At 52.8% G+C, this 17,927-nt stretch carries 16 protein-coding genes; 11 read left to right on the plus strand and 5 right to left on the minus strand.

All coding sequences use genetic code 11. The features are described from left to right. Positions 1-47 precede the first annotated feature (47 nt). On the plus strand, positions 48-1,109 hold the full coding sequence (locus OGY01_RS09230; protein WP_048223187.1) for a cellulase family glycosylhydrolase: 1,062 nt from the start codon (positions 48-50) through the stop codon (positions 1,107-1,109). On the opposite strand, the gene emrD is transcribed toward OGY01_RS09230, so the two are convergent. The 3 genes from emrD to tisB all read right to left on the minus strand — a co-directional run bounded on the left by emrD (position 1,036) and on the right by tisB (position 3,486). Then, the gene (emrD, locus tag OGY01_RS09235; protein WP_045448926.1) at positions 1,036-2,220 is read right to left on the minus strand and encodes a multidrug efflux MFS transporter EmrD; all 1,185 of its coding nucleotides are present in this window, start codon (positions 2,218-2,220) and stop codon (positions 1,036-1,038) included. The two genes, OGY01_RS09230 and emrD, sit on opposite strands and share 74 nt — an antisense overlap. Before the next feature lie 224 nt (positions 2,221-2,444). Next, a complete protein-coding gene (locus tag OGY01_RS09240) occupies positions 2,445-3,278 on the minus strand; it encodes an EamA family transporter (RefSeq protein WP_048223184.1) in 834 nt (277 codons plus the stop codon). Positions 3,279-3,396: 118 nt separating this feature from the next. After that, positions 3,397-3,486, minus strand: a complete 90-nt coding sequence (tisB, locus tag OGY01_RS09245; RefSeq protein WP_003840643.1) for a type I toxin-antitoxin system toxin TisB — start codon at positions 3,484-3,486, stop codon at positions 3,397-3,399. Between the two features lie 522 nt (positions 3,487-4,008). Between tisB and ivbL the strand changes: the two genes are divergently transcribed. The 3 genes from ivbL to ilvN all read left to right on the plus strand — a co-directional run bounded on the left by ivbL (position 4,009) and on the right by ilvN (position 6,321). Next, positions 4,009-4,107, plus strand: coding sequence for an ilvB operon leader peptide IvbL (ivbL, locus tag OGY01_RS09250; RefSeq protein WP_003827118.1), 99 nt, complete (start codon positions 4,009-4,011; stop codon positions 4,105-4,107). A 231-nt stretch (positions 4,108-4,338) separates the two neighbouring features. Further along, complete coding sequence (gene ilvB, locus OGY01_RS09255; RefSeq protein WP_048223182.1) at positions 4,339-6,027, plus strand: acetolactate synthase large subunit; 1,689 nt, start codon at positions 4,339-4,341, stop codon at positions 6,025-6,027. Between the two features lie 3 nt (positions 6,028-6,030). After that, positions 6,031-6,321, plus strand: coding sequence for an acetolactate synthase small subunit (ilvN, locus tag OGY01_RS09260; RefSeq protein ID WP_045448917.1), 291 nt, complete (start codon positions 6,031-6,033; stop codon positions 6,319-6,321). A gap of 1 nt (position 6,322) precedes the next feature. On the opposite strand, the gene OGY01_RS09265 is transcribed toward ilvN, so the two are convergent. Then, positions 6,323-7,108, minus strand: coding sequence for a DeoR family transcriptional regulator (locus OGY01_RS09265; RefSeq protein WP_200042392.1), 786 nt, complete (start codon positions 7,106-7,108; stop codon positions 6,323-6,325). Between the two features lie 326 nt (positions 7,109-7,434). Here OGY01_RS09265 and rbsK point away from each other — a divergent pair, with 326 nt between their 5' ends. The 7 genes from rbsK to uhpT all read left to right on the plus strand — a co-directional run bounded on the left by rbsK (position 7,435) and on the right by uhpT (position 15,869). Continuing rightward, positions 7,435-8,355, plus strand: coding sequence for a ribokinase (rbsK, locus tag OGY01_RS09270; RefSeq protein ID WP_045448909.1), 921 nt, complete (start codon positions 7,435-7,437; stop codon positions 8,353-8,355). Positions 8,356-8,382: 27 nt separating this feature from the next. Further along, positions 8,383-9,696 (plus strand): L-fucose:H+ symporter permease, encoded by a 1,314-nt coding sequence (fucP, locus tag OGY01_RS09275; protein ID WP_045448907.1) that lies wholly within the window; start codon positions 8,383-8,385, stop codon positions 9,694-9,696. Positions 9,697-9,707: 11 nt separating this feature from the next. Then, positions 9,708-10,721 carry an aldose 1-epimerase family protein gene (locus OGY01_RS09280; RefSeq protein WP_045448905.1) on the plus strand — a complete coding sequence of 338 codons (1,014 nt, stop codon included), beginning with the start codon at positions 9,708-9,710 and terminating at the stop codon, positions 10,719-10,721. A 183-nt stretch (positions 10,722-10,904) separates the two neighbouring features. Continuing rightward, complete coding sequence (gene uhpA / locus OGY01_RS09285; RefSeq protein WP_045448904.1) at positions 10,905-11,498, plus strand: response regulator transcription factor UhpA; 594 nt, start codon at positions 10,905-10,907, stop codon at positions 11,496-11,498. After that, entirely contained in the window at positions 11,495-12,997 is a 1,503-nt protein-coding gene (uhpB, locus tag OGY01_RS09290) for a signal transduction histidine-protein kinase/phosphatase UhpB (RefSeq protein ID WP_286492938.1), read from the plus strand. The genes uhpA and uhpB overlap by 4 nt, the downstream gene beginning before the upstream one ends. Before the next feature lie 9 nt (positions 12,998-13,006). Beyond that, on the plus strand, positions 13,007-14,335 hold the full coding sequence (locus tag OGY01_RS09295; protein WP_048223172.1) for an MFS transporter: 1,329 nt from the start codon (positions 13,007-13,009) through the stop codon (positions 14,333-14,335). A 142-nt stretch (positions 14,336-14,477) separates the two neighbouring features. Then, a complete protein-coding gene (gene uhpT / locus OGY01_RS09300) occupies positions 14,478-15,869 on the plus strand; it encodes a hexose-6-phosphate:phosphate antiporter UhpT (RefSeq protein ID WP_045448895.1) in 1,392 nt (463 codons plus the stop codon). 213 nt (positions 15,870-16,082) lie between these two features. Here the strand turns inward: uhpT and adeD are convergent, their stop codons facing one another. Next, positions 16,083-17,855, minus strand: coding sequence for an adenine deaminase (gene adeD / locus OGY01_RS09305; RefSeq protein ID WP_286492941.1), 1,773 nt, complete (start codon positions 17,853-17,855; stop codon positions 16,083-16,085). Between the last annotated feature and the right edge of the window lie 72 nt (positions 17,856-17,927).

Here is a 17,927-nt window from a genome sequence, read left to right on the forward strand (position 1 = left end):
TGTGCTAAATACGTGATATCACTCCCGGTTAATGCCTGAGGACAACCGTGTTAAAGCCGCTCATTTCTCTCATGTTGCTGTCCAGTGCCGCTGTGTATGCGGCTGAACCGCCGTTAACGGCTGAACACTACGCGCAACAGCTTGGAGTAGGAATGGACGTCGACTGGGCGCGCACTGAAAGGGGGATCCGTGAGTTCGATCCGCTGGTGGTGCGGGATTTTCGGGCGCAGGAGCTAACTCATGTGCGGATTCGCGTTGCGGGCGAGCCAACAGAGGCCAGGCTTATCCATCTGCGTAAGCTGGTGGAAGCCTGTGAGCAATATGGCGTGATCCCGATAATTGCTTATCAGGCGGATGAGTACAAAAAAGACCCTTCTACCGGAAATGAAAAAGAGGTCGTTAACTGGTGGGTGGCCGTGGCGCATTACTTTGGTCAAAGCTCACCGCTATTGGGTTTTGACCTGATCTATGAACCTGCCGATAAATTAAATCATAATCAGGCATCCCTCAATCGGGTGTATGACAAAACGATTCGCATGATTCATGCCATCGACCCGCAGCGTATGATTTTTGTCGCACCACGCCTGCGCGCCGCGCCGGAAGATTTACCAAACCTGAAGCTACCGCCGCAAAGTCAGAGTTACGTTCTGGCTGAATGGCATATTTTTCCGTGGGGGCCGCTAAAAAATAACGGGAAATACCCTTGGACATCGGGTACAACGGCGGAAAAGGCTGCCATTCGTGCCCGAATTAACAGTGCTATTCACTGGCAGCAGAAAACGGGTCATGTCAGTTGGGTCGGTGGCTGGGCACCCGGTGAAACGATCAAAAACGCGCCTTCCGCTGCGCAGTACGCGTTTGCCAGATTTATGGCATGTGAATTGAAGAAAGCGAAAATTCCCTATGCCATCAATACCAATACACAGTTTTATGATGGCGAGGAAGGAGCCTGGCGTCCGGCGCTGGAACCGTTAATGAAGATGATGATCATGCCGGAGTGTGAAAAGCCCGGCGATAAACCGGGCCATCATTCGCTTAAACCGCCTGCCCCTGATGAGACACACGTGATGCCAGCGGCAACCAGCACACAAAAATCAGTAGCCCCATAAGGGTCATCAGCAGGCCAAGACTGGCCTGTCCGGTTTGCGGCAGCATCGCGGAGAGCCATGCCAGCACGCCGGAACCAATGTTTTGTAAACCGCCGACCAGCGCTCCGGCTGTACCTGCCAGAAACGGGAAAGGCTCCATTGCGCCGCTGGTTGCCAGCGGGAACAGCATTCCGGCACCAAAGAAAAACAATGCGGCGGGAACCAGCAGTGTCCAGACGTTCATCACGTCAAACAGGCCAGGGATCCACATCATCAGCCCGGCTACCAGACAGCAGGTAACGGACTGCCACATCAGCGTCGAGAAGCGCTTGTTTGGGCGACCGGCGAACCACGCGCCGAAAAACGCCGCAGGAATAGGCAGAATAAACAGAATACTGACCGCCATGCTGCTTAAGCCTAAAACAGCGCCCATTAATACCCCGGAGCAGGCTTCGAAGACCGCAACGCCCGCCAGACCGCCAATCAGCATCAGCACGTAACAAGTGAATGCACCGTTGCCAAACAAGGTTTTGTAGCTGGCGATAAGCCGTGGGCGAGGTGCACCCGCAGGTCGCGTTTCAGGCATCCAGCGTGCCATGCTAAAGGTAACGCCCGCGCACAGAATCAACAGGAAAATATAGCAGGCGCGCCAGTTCCACAGGGTATCCAACATGCCGCCAATCAGCGGTGCCAACAGTGGGCTGACGAGGATCCCCATATTTAACAAGCTGTTGGCATGACGCAACTGAGTGCCTTCATACAGATCTCGCGGTAAAGTTCGCGCCATTACACCGCCGACCCCTGTTCCCATTCCCTGTATAGCGCTGGCGATAATCAGTATCGTCAGGCTGTGGGTTGTAATGGCTACCAGCGTTGCCAGCATAAAAATGGACATCCCGGTGAGGATAACCGGGCGACGCCCTACGCGGTCAGAAAGAGGGCCGTAAAACAGTTGTGACACGCCGTAGGTCAGCAGGTAAGCGGCCATTACGCTTTGCACTGCCCCTTCACGAACGTTCAGTTCACGCGCCATATCGGCAATAGCGGGGATATAAATGGTTTGCGCCATTTGTCCGACCGCCACCAGTAGTACCAACATCAACAACAAATTGACGCTTCTATGCCTTTTCATTTCGCTGATTACTTTTCAAAAACAGAAAAAATAAGAATAAGGTGCTGCTAATTCCCGTAAATGCGCGTGGAATCTACCACATTAAAAAAAGAAGACCATATTCAGAACTGCAATGAACGGGAGGTGAACGGCAGGAAATGTAAACAAAAAGCGGCAATAAATGTTGCCGGAATGAATGGTGATGGCGATGACAGGATAGGTAAGGCGTAGCCGCCATCCGGCAATCAGGATAAACGCAATAAAATTGCCCCCAAAGCAATTCCCCCCGCGGCGATAAGACGTATTCCGGCGACTTTTTCCTTAAGCAGTAGCCAGGCGAGCAGGGCGCCAAACAGAATAGACGTTTCGCGCAGCGCGGCGACGACAGCCAGCGGGGCCTGCGTCATCGCCCACAGCGCCAGTCCGTAAGAGCCCATGGTGCCAATACCGCCCAGAATCCCTTTTTTCCACTGTTGTACCAGATAGCGCGATGCTTCCCGGCGTCGGGCAATCATCGCCCAGCTCAGCAGGCATGAGCCGTTCAGAAAGAACGTCCAAAGCGTATAGCCCAGCGCGGTATCTGATAATCTCACACCGGTGCCATCCACCAGTGTATATCCGGCAATAAAGCAGGCATTGATTAATGCCAGGATAATTCCACGCTGCGAACTGCTGCGACCGTTAAATGCCATCCCGAGGATTGCCAGACAGATCGTAGCAATACCTACCCACGCAAGCATCGACAGGCTATCGCCGAGAAACAGGACGCTAATGATAGCGACCAGCAGTGGGGCTGTGCCGCGCATTAAGGGATAGGTCTGGCTCATGTCCGAGACCTGATAAGTTTTAGCAACCAGTACGGTATACACCACCTGTAACGCGGTTGAGATCGCTAAATATGGCAGGCTGGCGACAGAGGGATGTGGTGCAAAAGGTAAACATACCAGCGCCATAACAGCCGCCGAGCCACTGACGCTGATGGCTGAGTAAAGTTTGTCGTTTCCTGCTTTTACAATGGCATTCCAGCTGGCATGAAGCAGCGCGGCAAACAGCAAAATGCAGAAAACAGAAAGGGTCATGGCGGTATTCTTCCCTGAGAATGTCATAAAAACGTAACATATTGGCGCGGTGCAAGCACCAGGGAGAAGTGAAAGAGGAGCGGTTTCCCGCTCCTCTTAGGTGCGACTTGAATCTGAATCACTTAATGTATTTCAGAACGGCATCAAGTAGTTGCAGTGCTGCAACAATGAGTTTGAGGATAAGAATAGCGATATCCACGAGGCTCATACGCTCTCCTTTTGGTACAAGGAGCACGGTGCTGGCGTACCTTGCCGCTGCCTGTTACCAGCACCTTTGTTGACATAACACAGTGTGCTCACACGGGGTTCAGGCGCTGACGGCACCACCCGTTTCAGCCAGGACTTTGTTGCGCCGGTTTACGATGCGGCCCCCGCATAACACATTGCGTACGGTGACATTATAGATAAATACTGTATAAATTAACAGTATTATGTGGACGTTCTGCCATCGTTAAGCCATACTCAAAAACATCAAAATTCGTGCCGAAATTGCGTGTTCTTCGCGGAACGCGTATACTTTTACCGTTGACATAACACAGTGTGCTTTGCGGCCACCAACCGCACAACGCTGAAAAAACCTCGCTCCGGCGGGGTTTTTTGTTTTTTGCGTCACATATAGTGAAGTGTGATCTTTGACGCATTTTTGTGCAGATGAAAAATTTTCCATTGTCACGCCGAAAAAGCTGTGTTTGTATGAATCCTGTTAACCAACAAACAGACAAGGTCCCTAATGAACCCTTCCATGCTGACTGCGACCCTACTAAAAACTGCGCCATCTCGCGCAGCGGTCGTCGTGCGTGTGGTGGTGGTCGTCGGCAATGCGCCGTAGGGTCCGGAACAACACACGATTCCAAAACCCCGCCGGCGCAAACCGGGCGGGGTTTTTCGTTTAAGAGACCTCCCCGGATACGCTAAGTAATTCGGGTTGCAGGAAGGCGGCAAGTGAGCGAATCTCCAGGAGCGTACATCGGTACGTGACTGAGGGGAACGCGAGCAGCCAACGCACCAGCAACTTGAAATACGACGCGTAAAGTCGGCCCAGAATAAAAAGGACTGGAGCATGGCAAGTTCGGGCATAACATCCAAACGTACGCGTTTTACGGGCGCAGAATTTATCGTTCATTTTCTGGAGCGCCAGGGTATCAAGGTGGTCACCGGTATTCCTGGCGGTTCGATTCTCCCCGTCTACGACGCCTTAAGCCAAAGCACGCAAATCCGTCATATCCTGGCGCGCCACGAGCAGGGTGCGGGGTTTATCGCCCAGGGAATGGCGAGAACCGATGGTAAACCCGCTGTGTGTATGGCCTGTAGTGGGCCAGGCGCAACCAACCTGGTGACCGCTATTGCCGATGCGCGTCTGGATTCCATCCCGCTGGTGTGTATCACCGGGCAGGTTCCGGCCTCAATGATCGGTACCGACGCCTTTCAGGAAGTCGACACCTACGGCATCTCTATCCCCATCACTAAACACAACTATCTGGTCCGACATATCAATGAACTACCGCAGGTTATGAGCGATGCATTCCGCATTGCGCAGTCAGGACGACCGGGGCCGGTGTGGATAGACATTCCTAAGGACATACAAACAGCAACGATTGAGCTGGACGAGATGCCTGAACCGGCCGAAAAAATGTCCACGCCTACTTTTAACGCGGACAGCATCCGTGATGCCGCAGCAATGATTAATGCGGCGAAGCGGCCTGTGTTATACCTCGGGGGCGGCGTCATCAATGCGCCTGCGCGGGTGCGCGAGCTGGCAGAAAAAGCGACGTTGCCAACCACCATGACCTTAATGGCGCTCGGCATGCTGCCAAAAGCGCATCCGTTGTCGTTAGGTATGCTGGGGATGCACGGTGCGCGCAGTACCAACTTTATTCTGCAAGAAGCGGATTTGTTGATTGTTCTTGGTGCACGTTTTGATGACCGGGCGATTGGCAAAACCGAACAGTTCTGTCCGAATGCCAAAATTATTCATGTGGATATCGACCGTGCCGAATTGGGTAAAATTAAACAACCGCACGTGGCGATTCAGGCTGATGTCGATGAGGTGCTGGCGCAGCTGATCCCTCTGATTGAGGCGCAGCCGCGTGAAGAGTGGCATCAAATGGTGGCCGATTTACAGCGCGAATTCCCTTGCTCTATTCCGCAGGAAAGCGACCCACTCACCCATTACGGGCTGATTAACGCCGTTGCTGCCTGTGTGGACGACAGCGCGATCATCACCACCGATGTGGGTCAGCATCAGATGTGGGCGGCGCAGGCTTACCCACTGAATCGTCCGCGTCAGTGGCTGACATCCGGTGGCCTGGGGACTATGGGCTTTGGACTGCCAGCGGCAATTGGTGCTGCACTGGCGAATCCGGATAAAAAAGTGCTGTGTTTCTCTGGTGATGGCAGCCTGATGATGAATATTCAGGAAATGGCCACCGCCAGTGAAAATCAGCTGGATATTAAAATTATCCTGATGAACAACGAAGCGCTGGGGCTGGTGTATCAGCAACAAAGCCTGTTCTACAAACAGGGGGTTTTTGCCGCTACCTATCCTGGAATGATTAACTTTATGCAGATTGCCGCCGGTTTTGGTCTCGACACCTGCGATTTGAACAACGAAGCAGACCCACAGGCGGCGCTGCAGGAGATTATCAATCGTCCAGGACCTGCACTGATCCACGTGCGCATTGACGCCGAAGAGAAAGTGTACCCGATGGTGCCGCCGGGTGCGGCAAACACAGAAATGGTGGGGGAATAAGCCATGCAACAGCAGACTCATGACAACGTAATTCTGGAACTCACCGTACGTAACCACCCCGGCGTAATGACCCACGTTTGCGGCCTGTTCGCCCGTCGGGCATTTAACGTGGAAGGTATTCTCTGTCTACCGATTCAGGGCAGCGATCAGAGTCGTATCTGGCTATTGGTCAACGACGACCAGCGTCTGGAACAGATGATAAGCCAGATAGATAAGCTGGAAGATGTAGTGAAAGTTGCACGTAACCAGTCCGATCCCTCAATGTTTAATAAAATTACCGTCTTTTTTGAGTAGCTTAGTCGCCGTCTGAATCGGGGGTGATCACTTTGACGGAACCGTTCCGGCAGTGGGTGGCGTAATCTGCCGGTAACGGACGGTCGCTGATCAGCACATCAAAGGTGGAAAGCGGACCAATGCTGGCAGGTGCGACCTCATCAAAAAGGGCGTGACGGGTCAGCAAAATTTTACGGAGCCCGCGCTCCATTGCTTTGCGTTTGGTGGCGAGGTCGTCCGGGTTAAACCAACTGACGCCGAAGTGCTCGTGTACACCGCTGGCGGAGATAAAGACTTTTCGAGGATTCAGTGAGTCCAGCGGCGAAGGATTACTGGTGTCGTAGAAGGCGTCACTTTTCGCCCGATAGGTCCCCCCGCAGAGGATCGCTGTGGCATTAGGCTTTTCATTCAGCGCCACAAACACCCGGTGCGAGTAGCAAATCCCGGTAAAGGTTATATCGTCAGGGATCATGCTGACCACCAACGGCATTTCCACACCATTATCAAAAAAGACCAGATCGTTTTCACTCACCAGTCCTGCGGCCAGAATGGCAACCGGTAGATCGTCGCGATGATAAGGTTTTTGCGCGGGGAGCGGAGCGTTAACGATGGTGGCGGGTTTGTTCACCATCACAATATAGCCGCCGAGCAGCGTCAGGGGTAACGGTTCGTCATCCTGGCTGAGATCCCGGCGAATGGTCATCACGGAAACTTCCAGCATCCGCGCGGCGTCTTTCAGATGGATGCGGTCGGTCTTCTTCAACAGTTCCATCAGGCGTCGAATACGTTCTTTTTGCTTGGTTTCCATTCACCTTCTCCGCGATTCATATTGTGCATGTTCCGTTAGTAACATTTTTGTGTCGTAAGGAACATCACATTGCTGCATTACTATACGTCCGACGGGCGGGAATTAAAAGCGCGTTTATTCGCGTTTTTTTGATTATAAACAGTTTAATTTCAGTAGATTGTAATTGTTGTGAGAAGGGGGTGATTAATCAATTGCTAATCTCGTGTTTAATAAATAAACAGAAAAATGATCCTCCAATCGCGATCGTAATCACAAATGATACGAAAGTAACATGATAATGTTATTTTAATATCATTGTTGTGTGATTGTTTCTGAGAGGTAGTAAAATGGATATCGCTGTTATTGGCTCTAACATGGTGGATCTCATCACCTACACCAACCAGATGCCGAAAGAAGGGGAAACCCTGGAAGCACCGGCGTTTAAAATCGGCTGTGGTGGCAAAGGGGCGAATCAGGCCGTTGCGGCCGCGAAACTCAATTCTAAAGTGCTGATGCTGACGAAAGTCGGTGATGATATTTTTGCCGATAACACCATTCGTAACCTCGAATCCTGGGGTATTAACACCACCTATGTAGAAAAAGTTCCATGTACCAGCAGCGGCGTCGCACCGATCTTTGTGAATGCCAACTCAAGTAACAGCATTCTTATTATTAAAGGGGCGAACAAATTTCTCTCTCCGGAGGATATCGATCGTGCAGCGGAAGATTTAAAAAAATGCCAGCTTATTGTCCTGCAACTGGAAGTCCAACTGGAAACAGTTTATCACGCGATTGAATTTGGTAAAAAGCATGGCATTGAAGTGTTATTAAATCCCGCACCAGCATTACGTGAATTAGATATGTCCTACGCTTGTAAATGTGATTTCTTTGTGCCGAATGAAACCGAACTTGAAATATTAACGGGGATGCCGGTTGATACTTATGACCATATTCGCGCAGCTGCCCGTTCCCTGGTGGATAAAGGACTTAACAATATTATTGTGACAATGGGTGAAAAAGGCGCGCTATGGATGACGCGTGACCAGGAAGTACATGTCCCGGCGTTTCGCGTCAATGCCGTCGATACCAGCGGCGCAGGCGACGCCTTTATTGGTTGTTTTGCCCATTATTATGTCCAGAGTGGTGATGTCGAAGCCGCCATGAAGAAAGCCGCCCTTTTTGCTGCGTTTAGCGTCACCGGAAAAGGTACGCAATCTTCTTATCCGAGTATCGAACAATTTAATGAGTTTCTTACCCTAAACGAATAACACTCCTGCATTGTAAAAGGTAGCACTATGAACGATAAAAACATCATTCAGATGCCCGATGGGTATCTGAATAAGACCCCTCTGTTCCAGTTTATTTTGTTATCCTGTTTATTCCCGTTATGGGGATGCGCAGCCGCATTAAATGATATTCTGATTACGCAATTTAAAAGCGTATTTTCACTCAGTAACTTTGCCTCGGCATTAGTTCAGAGCGCCTTTTATGGCGGCTATTTTTTAATTGCGATTCCAGCGTCTCTGGTGATTAAAAAGACCAGCTATAAAGTGGCGATATTAATTGGCCTGACGCTATACATTGTTGGCTGTACGCTCTTTTTTCCGGCATCGCACATGGCAACCTACACCATGTTCCTTGCGGCAATCTTCGCGATTGCGATCGGTTTGAGTTTCCTGGAAACCGCAGCGAATACCTACAGTTCGATGATTGGGCCAAAAGCCTATGCCACGTTGCGACTGAATATCAGCCAGACCTTTTACCCGATTGGTGCGGCATCCGGCATTTTGTTGGGTAAATACCTGGTCTTTTCCGAAGGCGATAGTCTGGAAAAACAGATGGCGGGGATGAATGCCGAGCAGATCCATAACTTCAAAGTGCTGATGCTGGAAAACACCCTTGAGCCGTATAAGTATATGATTATGGTTCTTGTGGTCGTGATGGTGCTGTTTCTACTTACCCGTTTCCCGACCTGCAAAGTGGCGCAAACCGCGAACCATAAACGCCCGTCGGCGATGGACACGCTGCGCTATCTGGCGAGCAATGCCCGCTTCCGGCGTGGCATTGTGGCGCAGTTCCTGTATGTGGGGATGCAGGTAGCCGTATGGTCATTCACTATTCGTCTGGCGCTGGAGTTGGGCGATATCAACGAACGTGATGCCTCTAACTTTATGGTCTACAGTTTTGCCTGCTTCTTCATCGGCAAGTTTATCGCCAATATTCTGATGACCCGCTTTAACCCGGAAAAGGTGCTGATTCTTTACTCTATCATCGGCGCATTGTTCCTTGCCTATGTCTCCCTGGCACCGAGCTTTAGTGCCGTTTACGTTGCGGTGCTGGTGAGCGTGCTGTTTGGACCCTGCTGGGCGACTATCTATGCCGGCACGCTGGATACCGTAGATAACGAACATACTGAAATGGCTGGCGCGGTGATTGTGATGGCCATTGTTGGCGCGGCCGTGATACCGGCGATTCAGGGCTATGTCGCGGATATGTTCCACTCGCTGCAACTCTCTTTCCTTGTCTCCATGCTGTGCTTTGTTTACGTGGGGATCTACTTCTGGCGCGAAAGCAAAGTGCGCAGTCTGGCTGAAGCAACTGCATCCTGAGGAGAACGATCATGACAACACGAATCACGCTGTGGCGGGAGCTCTTTAGCGAACATCCACGAACCCTAATGCAGAACAGCGATTTCACTGTCACCGCATTTCGCTATGCCAGCGGTGTGGAAGGGCTGAAGGTCCAGAACAGTCGTGGATACCTGGTTATTCTGCCCTGGATGGGGCAGATGATCTGGGATGCTCAGTTTGATGGTCACGATCTGACCATGCACAACATGTTCAGCCAGCCGAAACCTGCAACGGAAGTGGTCGCGACTTATGGCTGTTTTGCCTTCCATTCCGGGTTACTGGCGAATGGCTGTCCGTCACCAGAAGATGTTCACCCGTTGCACGGTGAAATGGCCTGTGCCGCGATGGACGAGGCCTGGCTGGAACTGGAAGGCGATAGCCTGCGTGTGACCGGACGCTGTGAGTATGTGATGGGATTCGGTCATCATTATCAGGCGCAGCCTGCGGTGGTGATGCGTAAAGCAAGTGCGCTTTTTGACATTCAGATGGCCGTCACTAACCTGGCATCTGTCGCGATGCCACTTCAGTATATGTGCCACATGAATTATGCGTACGTACCGGAGGCTACCTTTAGCCAGAATATCCCGGATGAAGCGCTGAAGTTGCGTGAATCTGTTCCGGCACATGTGAAACCCACCGAACAGTGGCTGGCGTTTAATCAACGGATCTTACAAGGTGAAGCGTCACTGACAACGCTCAATGAACCTGACTTTTACGATCCGGAAATCGTCTTCTTTGCTGACAAGCTGGACAGATACACGGATAAACCCGAATTCCGGATGATCGCCCCGGATGGCACCACGTTTGTTACCTGTTTTGCCAGTTCCGAACTCAACTACGTGACTCGCTGGATCCTTTATAACGGCGATCAGCAGGTGGCAGCATTCGCCCTGCCTGCGACTTGTCGGCCGGAAGGGTTCCTGGCTGCCAGGCGAAACGGTACTTTGCTTGAGGTACAACCGCAGCAAACCCGGTCATTTACGGTCACTACTGGTATCGTCTGAGCGCTCAAGGTTTGAATAGCAACGCGCTGGTACACAAAATTATTCAAGTTGCATCAAGGCGGTAAGACTGAGAATCCCCAGGCGCTTTCTTCAGTAAGCTCCTGGGGTGAAAAGACGCAGCTTGAAGGATGAAGTGTATATCGTTAAGGTAAGCGCGTTTTTTATACCCGCCAGGACAAAACCATGATCACCGTTGCCCTCATTGACGATCACCTTATCGTCCGCTCCGGCTTTGCTCAGTTGCTGGGGCTTGAACCCGATTTGCAGGTTGTTGCCGAATTTGGCTCCGGGCGAGAGGCGCTGGCAGGGTTGCCGGGACGCGGTGTGCAGGTGTGCATCTGTGATATCTCAATGCCGGATATTTCCGGGCTGGAGTTACTCAGTCAGTTGCCGAAAGGGATGGCGATCATCATGCTCTCCGTTCACGACAGTCCGGCGCTGGTGGAACAGGCGCTGAACGCTGGTGCGCGAGGTTTTCTCTCCAAACGCTGTAGTCCCGACGAGTTGATTGCAGCGGTACATACCGTCGCAACGGGCGGTTGTTATTTAACGCCGGATATTGCGGTTAAGCTGGCTGCCGGGCGTCAGGATCCACTGACCAAACGTGAACGACAGGTGGCGGAAAAACTGGCGCAGGGCATGGCGGTGAAAGAGATTGCCGCCGAACTGGGCCTGTCGCCAAAAACGGTACACGTACATCGCGCTAACCTGATGGAAAAGCTGGGCGTCAGTAACGATGTTGAACTGGCGAGACGGATGTTTGACGGCTGGCAATGAACACCTTTTTCTCCCGCTTAATCACTGTTGTCGCCTGTTTCTTTATCTTCTCCGCCGCATGGTTCTGTTTGTGGAGTGTCAGCCTGCATCTCGTAGAGCGTCCTGAGTTGGCGGTACTGTTATTTCCGTTCGGCTTGCGTCTGGGACTGATGCTGCAATGTCCGCGTGGCTACTGGCCTGTGTTGTTGGGGGCGGAATGGCTGCTCCTGTTCTGGCTGGCGCAGGAAGTTGCGCTGGCACATCTACCTCTTTTGATGATCGGTAGCCTGTTGACGCTGCTCCCTGTGGCACTGATCTCTCGCTATCGCCATCAGCGCGACTGGCGCACTCTGCTGTTACAGGGCGCGGCGCTGACCGCGGCGGCGCTGCTGCAGTCAGCTCCGTGGCTGGGGCAAGGTGGCGAGGCGTGGAACGCCCTGCTGCTGACGTTAACCGGTGGATTGACGCTGGCTCCTGTCTGCCTGGTGTTCTGGCACTATCTCACCAGTACCACCTGGCTGCCGCTTGGTCCGGCGGTGATTTCCCAGCCGGTGAACTGGCGCGGGCGGCACCTGGTGTGGTATCTGCTGCTGTTCAGCGTCAGCCTGTGGCTCCAGTTGGGGTTGCCGGATGAGTTGTCACGCTTTACGCCGTTCTGCCTGGCGCTGCCGATTATAGCGCTCGCCTGGCACTACGGCTGGCAGGGGGCGTTGATTGCGACGCTGATGAACGCTATCGCACTCATTGCCAGCCAGACCTGGCACGATCATCCGGTTGATTTGCTGCTCTCACTGTTGGCGCAAAGTCTGACCGGACTGCTGCTCGGTGCAGGCATTCAGCGTTTGCGTGAATTAAACCAGTCGTTGCAAAACGAACTGGCGCGTAATCATCGCCTGGCAGAACGCCTGCTGGAAACCGAAGAGAGCGTGCGTCGCGACGTAGCGCGTGAGCTACACGATGACATCGGCCAGACTATTACCGCCATTCGCACTCAGGCGGGCATCGTACAGCGGCTGGCCCCGGAAAATGCGGGCGTCAAGCAGAGCGGGGCGCATATCGAGCAGCTCTCTCTGGGTGTCTATGATTCGGTACGCCGCCTGCTTGGGCGCTTACGTCCACGTCAACTGGATGATTTGACGCTGGAACAGGCTATCCGCTCCTTGATGCGAGAAATGGAACTGGAGAGTCGCGGTATCGTCAGTCATCTTGACTGGCGGATAGATGAAGCCGTGCTCAGCGAAAGTCAGCGGGTGACGCTGTTTCGCGTCTGTCAGGAAGGTCTGAATAACATAGTGAAGCACGCTAACGCCAGCGCGGTAACGCTGCAGGGGTGGCTTCAGGACGAGCGATTAATGCTGGTGATTGAGGACGATGGCAGCGGCTTGCCGGTGGGCGTGAATCAGCAGGGATTTGGCCTGACCGGGATGCGAGAGCGCATCACTGCCCTCGGAGGTTCGCTTGCTATTTCCTGTACGCACGGTACGCGAGTTAGCGTGTCTTTGCCTCAGCGTTATGCGTAAGGAGCGACAATGTTTCAGTTTTTAAAAGCCCCGGCGAACGCGCCGCGCCTTACCGATAAACACGAGATCGATGCCCGTTACCGCTACTGGCGGCGGCATATTCTGCTGACCATCTGGTTTGGTTATGCGCTGTTCTATTTCACCCGCAAAAGCTTCAACGCCGCCGTGCCGGAAATCCTTGCCAGCGGTGTGCTGACCCGCAGCGATATTGGCCTGCTGGCGACGCTGTTTTATATCACCTACGGGTTGTCAAAGTTTGTCTCCGGTGTCGTCAGCGACCGCTCTAATGCCCGTTATTTTATGGGCATCGGGCTGATTGCCACCGGAGTAGTGAACATTCTGTTTGGTTTTTCTACTTCGCTATGGGCGTTTGCCGTGCTGTGGGCGCTGAACGCCTTCTTTCAGGGATGGGGTTCGCCCGTATGCGCCCGATTACTGACCGCATGGTATTCGCGTACCGAGCGCGGCGGCTGGTGGGCGCTGTGGAATACCGCACATAACGTCGGCGGGGCGCTGATCCCAATCGTTATGGCTGCTACCGCGTTGCACTATGGTTGGCGTGCGGGAATGATGATTGCCGGGCTGATGGCGATTGTCGTAGGCGTGATCCTCTGCTGGCGACTGCGTGACAGGCCACAGGCGATTGGTCTGCCGCCGATTGGCGACTGGCGGCACGATGAGCTGGAAATAGACCAACAGCAGGAAGGTGCGGGGCTTAGCCGAAAAGAGATCCTCACCAAATATGTGCTGCTGAATCCGTATATCTGGCTGTTGTCGTTGTGTTATGTGCTGGTGTACGTGGTGCGTGCTGCGATTAATGACTGGGGCAATCTGTATATGTCCGAGACGCTGGGTGTTGACCTGGTCACCGCTAATACCGCAGTGACCATGTTCGAGCTGGGCGGGTTTATCGGTGCACTGGTTGCGGGGTGGGGCTCGGACAAACTGTTTAACGGGAACCGTGGCCCGATGAACCTGATTTTTGCCGCCGGAATATTACTCTCTGTGGGTTCATTGTGGCTGATGCCGTTTGCCAGTTACGTGATGCAGGCGGCGTGCTTCTTCACTACCGGATTCTTTGTCTTCGGCCCGCAGATGCTGATCGGTATGGCGGCGGCGGAGTGTTCGCATAAAGATGCTGCGGGCGCGGCAACCGGGTTTGTTGGGCTGTTCGCTTATCTGGGCGCGTCGCTTTCCGGCTGGCCGTTGGCGAAGGTGATGGAGGTCTGGCACTGGACCGGTTTTTTCGTGGTAATCGCCATTGCCGCAGGGATTTCTGCTCTGCTGTTGCTGCCGTTTTTGAATGCTCAGGCTCCGCGCGAAGTTAGTGAAGCGTGATGCACCTCACTTTTTTGCCCCGAGTGGGGCAAAACTAAGAAATTTTCCCGGTTTCACCTGGACGCTGTCTCAGGCGTGCCTCCGGGCTGATTTTTACAATGCCTGCCATTCGCAGGTATAAAAATTAGCTCGGGAGTGTCCTATGCTGGCCTTTCTAAACCAGGTGCGCAAGCCGACCCTGGATTTGCCGCTCGATGTGCGGCGTAAAATGTGGTTCAAACCATTCATGCAGTCCTACCTGGTGGTTTTCATCGGCTACCTGACCATGTATCTGATCCGCAAAAACTTTAACATCGCGCAGAACGACATGATCTCCACCTACGGGCTGAGCATGACACAGCTGGGGATGATTGGCCTGGGCTTCTCCATCACCTACGGTGTAGGTAAAACGCTGGTTTCCTATTACGCGGATGGCAAAAACACCAAGCAGTTCCTGCCGTTTATGCTGATCCTCTCGGCTATCTGTATGCTCGGCTTCAGCGCCAGCATGGGCGCAGGCTCAACCAGCTTGTTCCTGATGATTGCCTTCTACGCGCTGAGTGGTTTTTTCCAGAGTACCGGTGGCTCGTGCAGCTATTCGACGATCACCAAATGGACACCGCGCCGTAAACGTGGCTCTTATCTCGGGATGTGGAATATCTCACACAACCTCGGTGGTGCAGGTGCGGCAGGCGTGGCGTTGTTTGGTGCTAATGTGCTGTTCGATGGTCACGTGATCGGCATGTTTATCTTCCCGTCGATTATCGCCCTGATTGTGGGCTTTATTGGCTTGCGCTATGGCAGCGACTCCCCGGAATCTTATGGTCTGGGTAAAGCCGAAGAGTTGTTTGGGGAAGAGATCAGCGAAGAGGACAAAGAGACTGAAGAAAATGACATGACCAAGTGGCAGATCTTTGTTGAGTACGTGCTGAAAAACAAAGTGATCTGGCTGCTGTGCTTCTCCAACATCTTCCTGTACGTGGTGCGCATCGGTATCGATCAGTGGTCCACTGTCTACGCCTTCCAGGAGCTGAAACTCTCCAAAGAAGTCGCGATTCAGGGCTTTACCCTGTTTGAAGTCGGGGCGCTGGTCGGTACGCTGCTGTGGGGTTGGCTCTCTGACCTGGCAAACGGCCGTCGTGCGCTGGTGGCCTGTGTCGCGTTGGCATTAATCATTGCCACGCTGGGTGTCTACCAGCACGCCAGCAACCAGTACGTTTATCTGGCGTCGTTGTTTGCCCTTGGCTTCCTGGTGTTTGGCCCGCAATTGTTAATTGGTGTGGCGGCAGTTGGTTTCGTACCGAAAAAAGCGATCGGTGCGGCTGATGGGATTAAAGGCACTTTCGCTTATCTGATTGGCGACAGCTTTGCCAAGCTGGGTCTGGGGATGATTGCCGATGGTACGCCAGTCTTTGGTCTGACCGGCTGGGCGGGGACTTTCGCCGCGCTGGATACCGCCGCTATCGGCTGTATCTGCCTGATGGCTATCGTCGCCGTATTTGAAGAACGTAAAATTCGCCGTGAGAAAAAGATCCAGCAGTTAAAAACCGCTTAAGTGTGTATTGGTAACTTTTGCCCGCCTCTGAATCTTATTCATCAGGGCTATCTTGCTTGTCATTTTGAACCAGGGCAGTGCTCGAAATCCTCAGGTACTATCTGTACATTCCGGTTTCTGTGCGCTGTCCGTGTTCAAACTGTCTGCGCCGATAACGCCCAATGAATAAAGTTCTCATAGCGGGCTTTTTTTATGCTTCGGATTCGCTGTTCCTTACGGCGAGTCAGCAATCTCCAGCGATGTAAACGTAAATGCTTCGCCATCAAATAATCCCTGGCTGGTGAGCTTTAGCGTGGGGATCACCGGCAAAGAGAGAAATGCCATCTGAATAAAGGGCTCATCGGGGAGCGTGCCGCACGCCCGGCCTGCTGCTTTCAGTGAATCGATTTGTTCGGCCAGCGATTCTGCCGTATCAGTGCTCATCAGTCCGGCGACTGGTAGCGCTAAATGGCATTGAACTTCCCCATGACGAACCACGCATAAGCCACCACCGTCGGCGATCACCTGATTAACCGCCACCGTCATCTCTTCAGCGCTGTGACCGATGACCACGATGTTATGGCTGTCGTGGCTGACGGTTGCTGCCAGCGCCCCCTCCTTCAGCCCAAACCCGCCTAATAAACCACAGGCAGGTGGGTGCTGATAGCCATAGCGCTCAAGAACAGCGATAAAACAAATATCATCACGATCAAAGCCGTCTTCCGTGTAACAGCATTTGCTGGCGGGGGTGATTAATTCGTTGGGGATGACTTCAATCACCCGATAGCATTTTCCAGGGGTGAAATGAAACCGAAAATCCGTGGCACGGACCAGTTGCCGCGCCACGGTGTTGCCGTATGGAGGCGCTGTGCGCGCCAGCCTGTACGATTCGTCAGCTTTCAGCGCATCGGCATTGAGTGGTTCACCTTTAATAAAGACCTGTTGCACCGTGACGTTGTGGGCATCGCTGAGCAGGACAATATCCGCCTGTTTTCCAGGAGCCAGCAGGCCGAGATGGCGCAGGCCAAAATGTTGCGCAGCAGACCAGCTGGCGACGCGGTAAGCGATGTGAAGCGGTACGTGGTGCTGTGTAATGAGGCGTCTAATCAGTGCGTCAATATGCCCTTCGTGGGCGATCTCCCAGGGGTTACGATCGTCGGTACACAGCATGCATTGTGGGCTGTTTAGCGCGTTAATGAGCGGAGCCAGCGCGTCGAGGTTGCGGGCGGCAGAACCTTCGCGAATCATCAACGCCATTCCAAGCTGCAGCTTTCGTCGTCCTTCTTCTGGCAGGTAGCTTTCATGGCAATTTTCAATTCCGGCGGCAATGTAAGCGTTCAACGCTTTGCCTTGCAGGCCGGGGCTGTGACCGTCCAGCGTCAGATGTCGAAAGGCATCCATTTTATCAAGAAGTGCGTCCTGCCCGGCAATGACGCCAGGGTAATCCATTACCTCCGCCAGACCGGCAACGTGTGGATGATCCCGCCAGGTGAGCATTTGTTCAAGCGTAAAGCTGGCACCGTTGATGTCGCAGCCAGCCAGCGCCGGGACGCAGGAACTGATTTGAATATATTGATTTTGTGTTGCCTGTTCGGCGCAGCGGATAAACCAGGCAAGGCCAGTTTCCCCCATCACGTTGACGATTTCGTGCGGGTCGCAGATGACGGTAGTGAGCCCGCGAGGAAGCGTCGCGGTTTCAAAGGCCACAGGTGTCATCATGCTGGATTCAATATGCAGGTGAGCGTCGATAAAACCGGGAACTGCTGTTGCGCCGTGAGCATCAATACGCCGTAATGCACTGGCATGAGAATATTCCGGACCGATACCGGCGATATGCCGTCCTTTAATCAAGATTGGCCCTGGCATTTCTCCACCGTTGATCAGATCGAGAATTTTGACATTATCAATAATATAATCGGCAGGTGCGTCACCGCGAGAAACAGCTAGCAAATTTTGTCTTTGCTGACGGCTAATGTAATGAAATTTATCGTTAATCGTATTATTCATATTTTTCTCATTTTGATTTTATCAATTTGATTGTTATTTATCATTTAAGAATAGCTGTGATTATTTAAAGTT

Source organism: Citrobacter sp. Cm038, from assembly GCF_030333105.1.
Taxonomy (GTDB): Bacteria; Pseudomonadota; Gammaproteobacteria; order Enterobacterales; family Enterobacteriaceae; genus Citrobacter; species Citrobacter murliniae.

Excerpts from the sequence above, each read along its gene's own strand:
- emrD (WP_045448926.1), bottom strand. The coding sequence starts at position 2,220 with ATGAAAAGGCATAGAAGCGTCAATTTGTTGTTGATGTTGGTACTACTG.
- OGY01_RS09240 (WP_048223184.1), bottom strand. The coding sequence starts at position 3,278 with ATGACCCTTTCTGTTTTCTGCATTTTGCTGTTTGCCGCGCTGCTTCAT.
- tisB (WP_003840643.1), bottom strand. The coding sequence starts at position 3,486 with ATGAGCCTCGTGGATATCGCTATTCTTATCCTCAAACTCATTGTTGCA.
- ivbL (WP_003827118.1), top strand. The coding sequence starts at position 4,009 with ATGAACCCTTCCATGCTGACTGCGACCCTACTAAAAACTGCGCCATCT.
- ilvB (WP_048223182.1), top strand. The coding sequence starts at position 4,339 with ATGGCAAGTTCGGGCATAACATCCAAACGTACGCGTTTTACGGGCGCA.
- ilvN (WP_045448917.1), top strand. The coding sequence starts at position 6,031 with ATGCAACAGCAGACTCATGACAACGTAATTCTGGAACTCACCGTACGT.
- OGY01_RS09265 (WP_200042392.1), bottom strand. The coding sequence starts at position 7,108 with ATGGAAACCAAGCAAAAAGAACGTATTCGACGCCTGATGGAACTGTTG.
- rbsK (WP_045448909.1), top strand. The coding sequence starts at position 7,435 with ATGGATATCGCTGTTATTGGCTCTAACATGGTGGATCTCATCACCTAC.
- fucP (WP_045448907.1), top strand. The coding sequence starts at position 8,383 with ATGAACGATAAAAACATCATTCAGATGCCCGATGGGTATCTGAATAAG.
- OGY01_RS09280 (WP_045448905.1), top strand. The coding sequence starts at position 9,708 with ATGACAACACGAATCACGCTGTGGCGGGAGCTCTTTAGCGAACATCCA.
- uhpA (WP_045448904.1), top strand. The coding sequence starts at position 10,905 with ATGATCACCGTTGCCCTCATTGACGATCACCTTATCGTCCGCTCCGGC.
- uhpB (WP_286492938.1), top strand. The coding sequence starts at position 11,495 with ATGAACACCTTTTTCTCCCGCTTAATCACTGTTGTCGCCTGTTTCTTT.
- OGY01_RS09295 (WP_048223172.1), top strand. The coding sequence starts at position 13,007 with ATGTTTCAGTTTTTAAAAGCCCCGGCGAACGCGCCGCGCCTTACCGAT.
- uhpT (WP_045448895.1), top strand. The coding sequence starts at position 14,478 with ATGCTGGCCTTTCTAAACCAGGTGCGCAAGCCGACCCTGGATTTGCCG.
- adeD (WP_286492941.1), bottom strand. The coding sequence starts at position 17,855 with ATGAATAATACGATTAACGATAAATTTCATTACATTAGCCGTCAGCAA.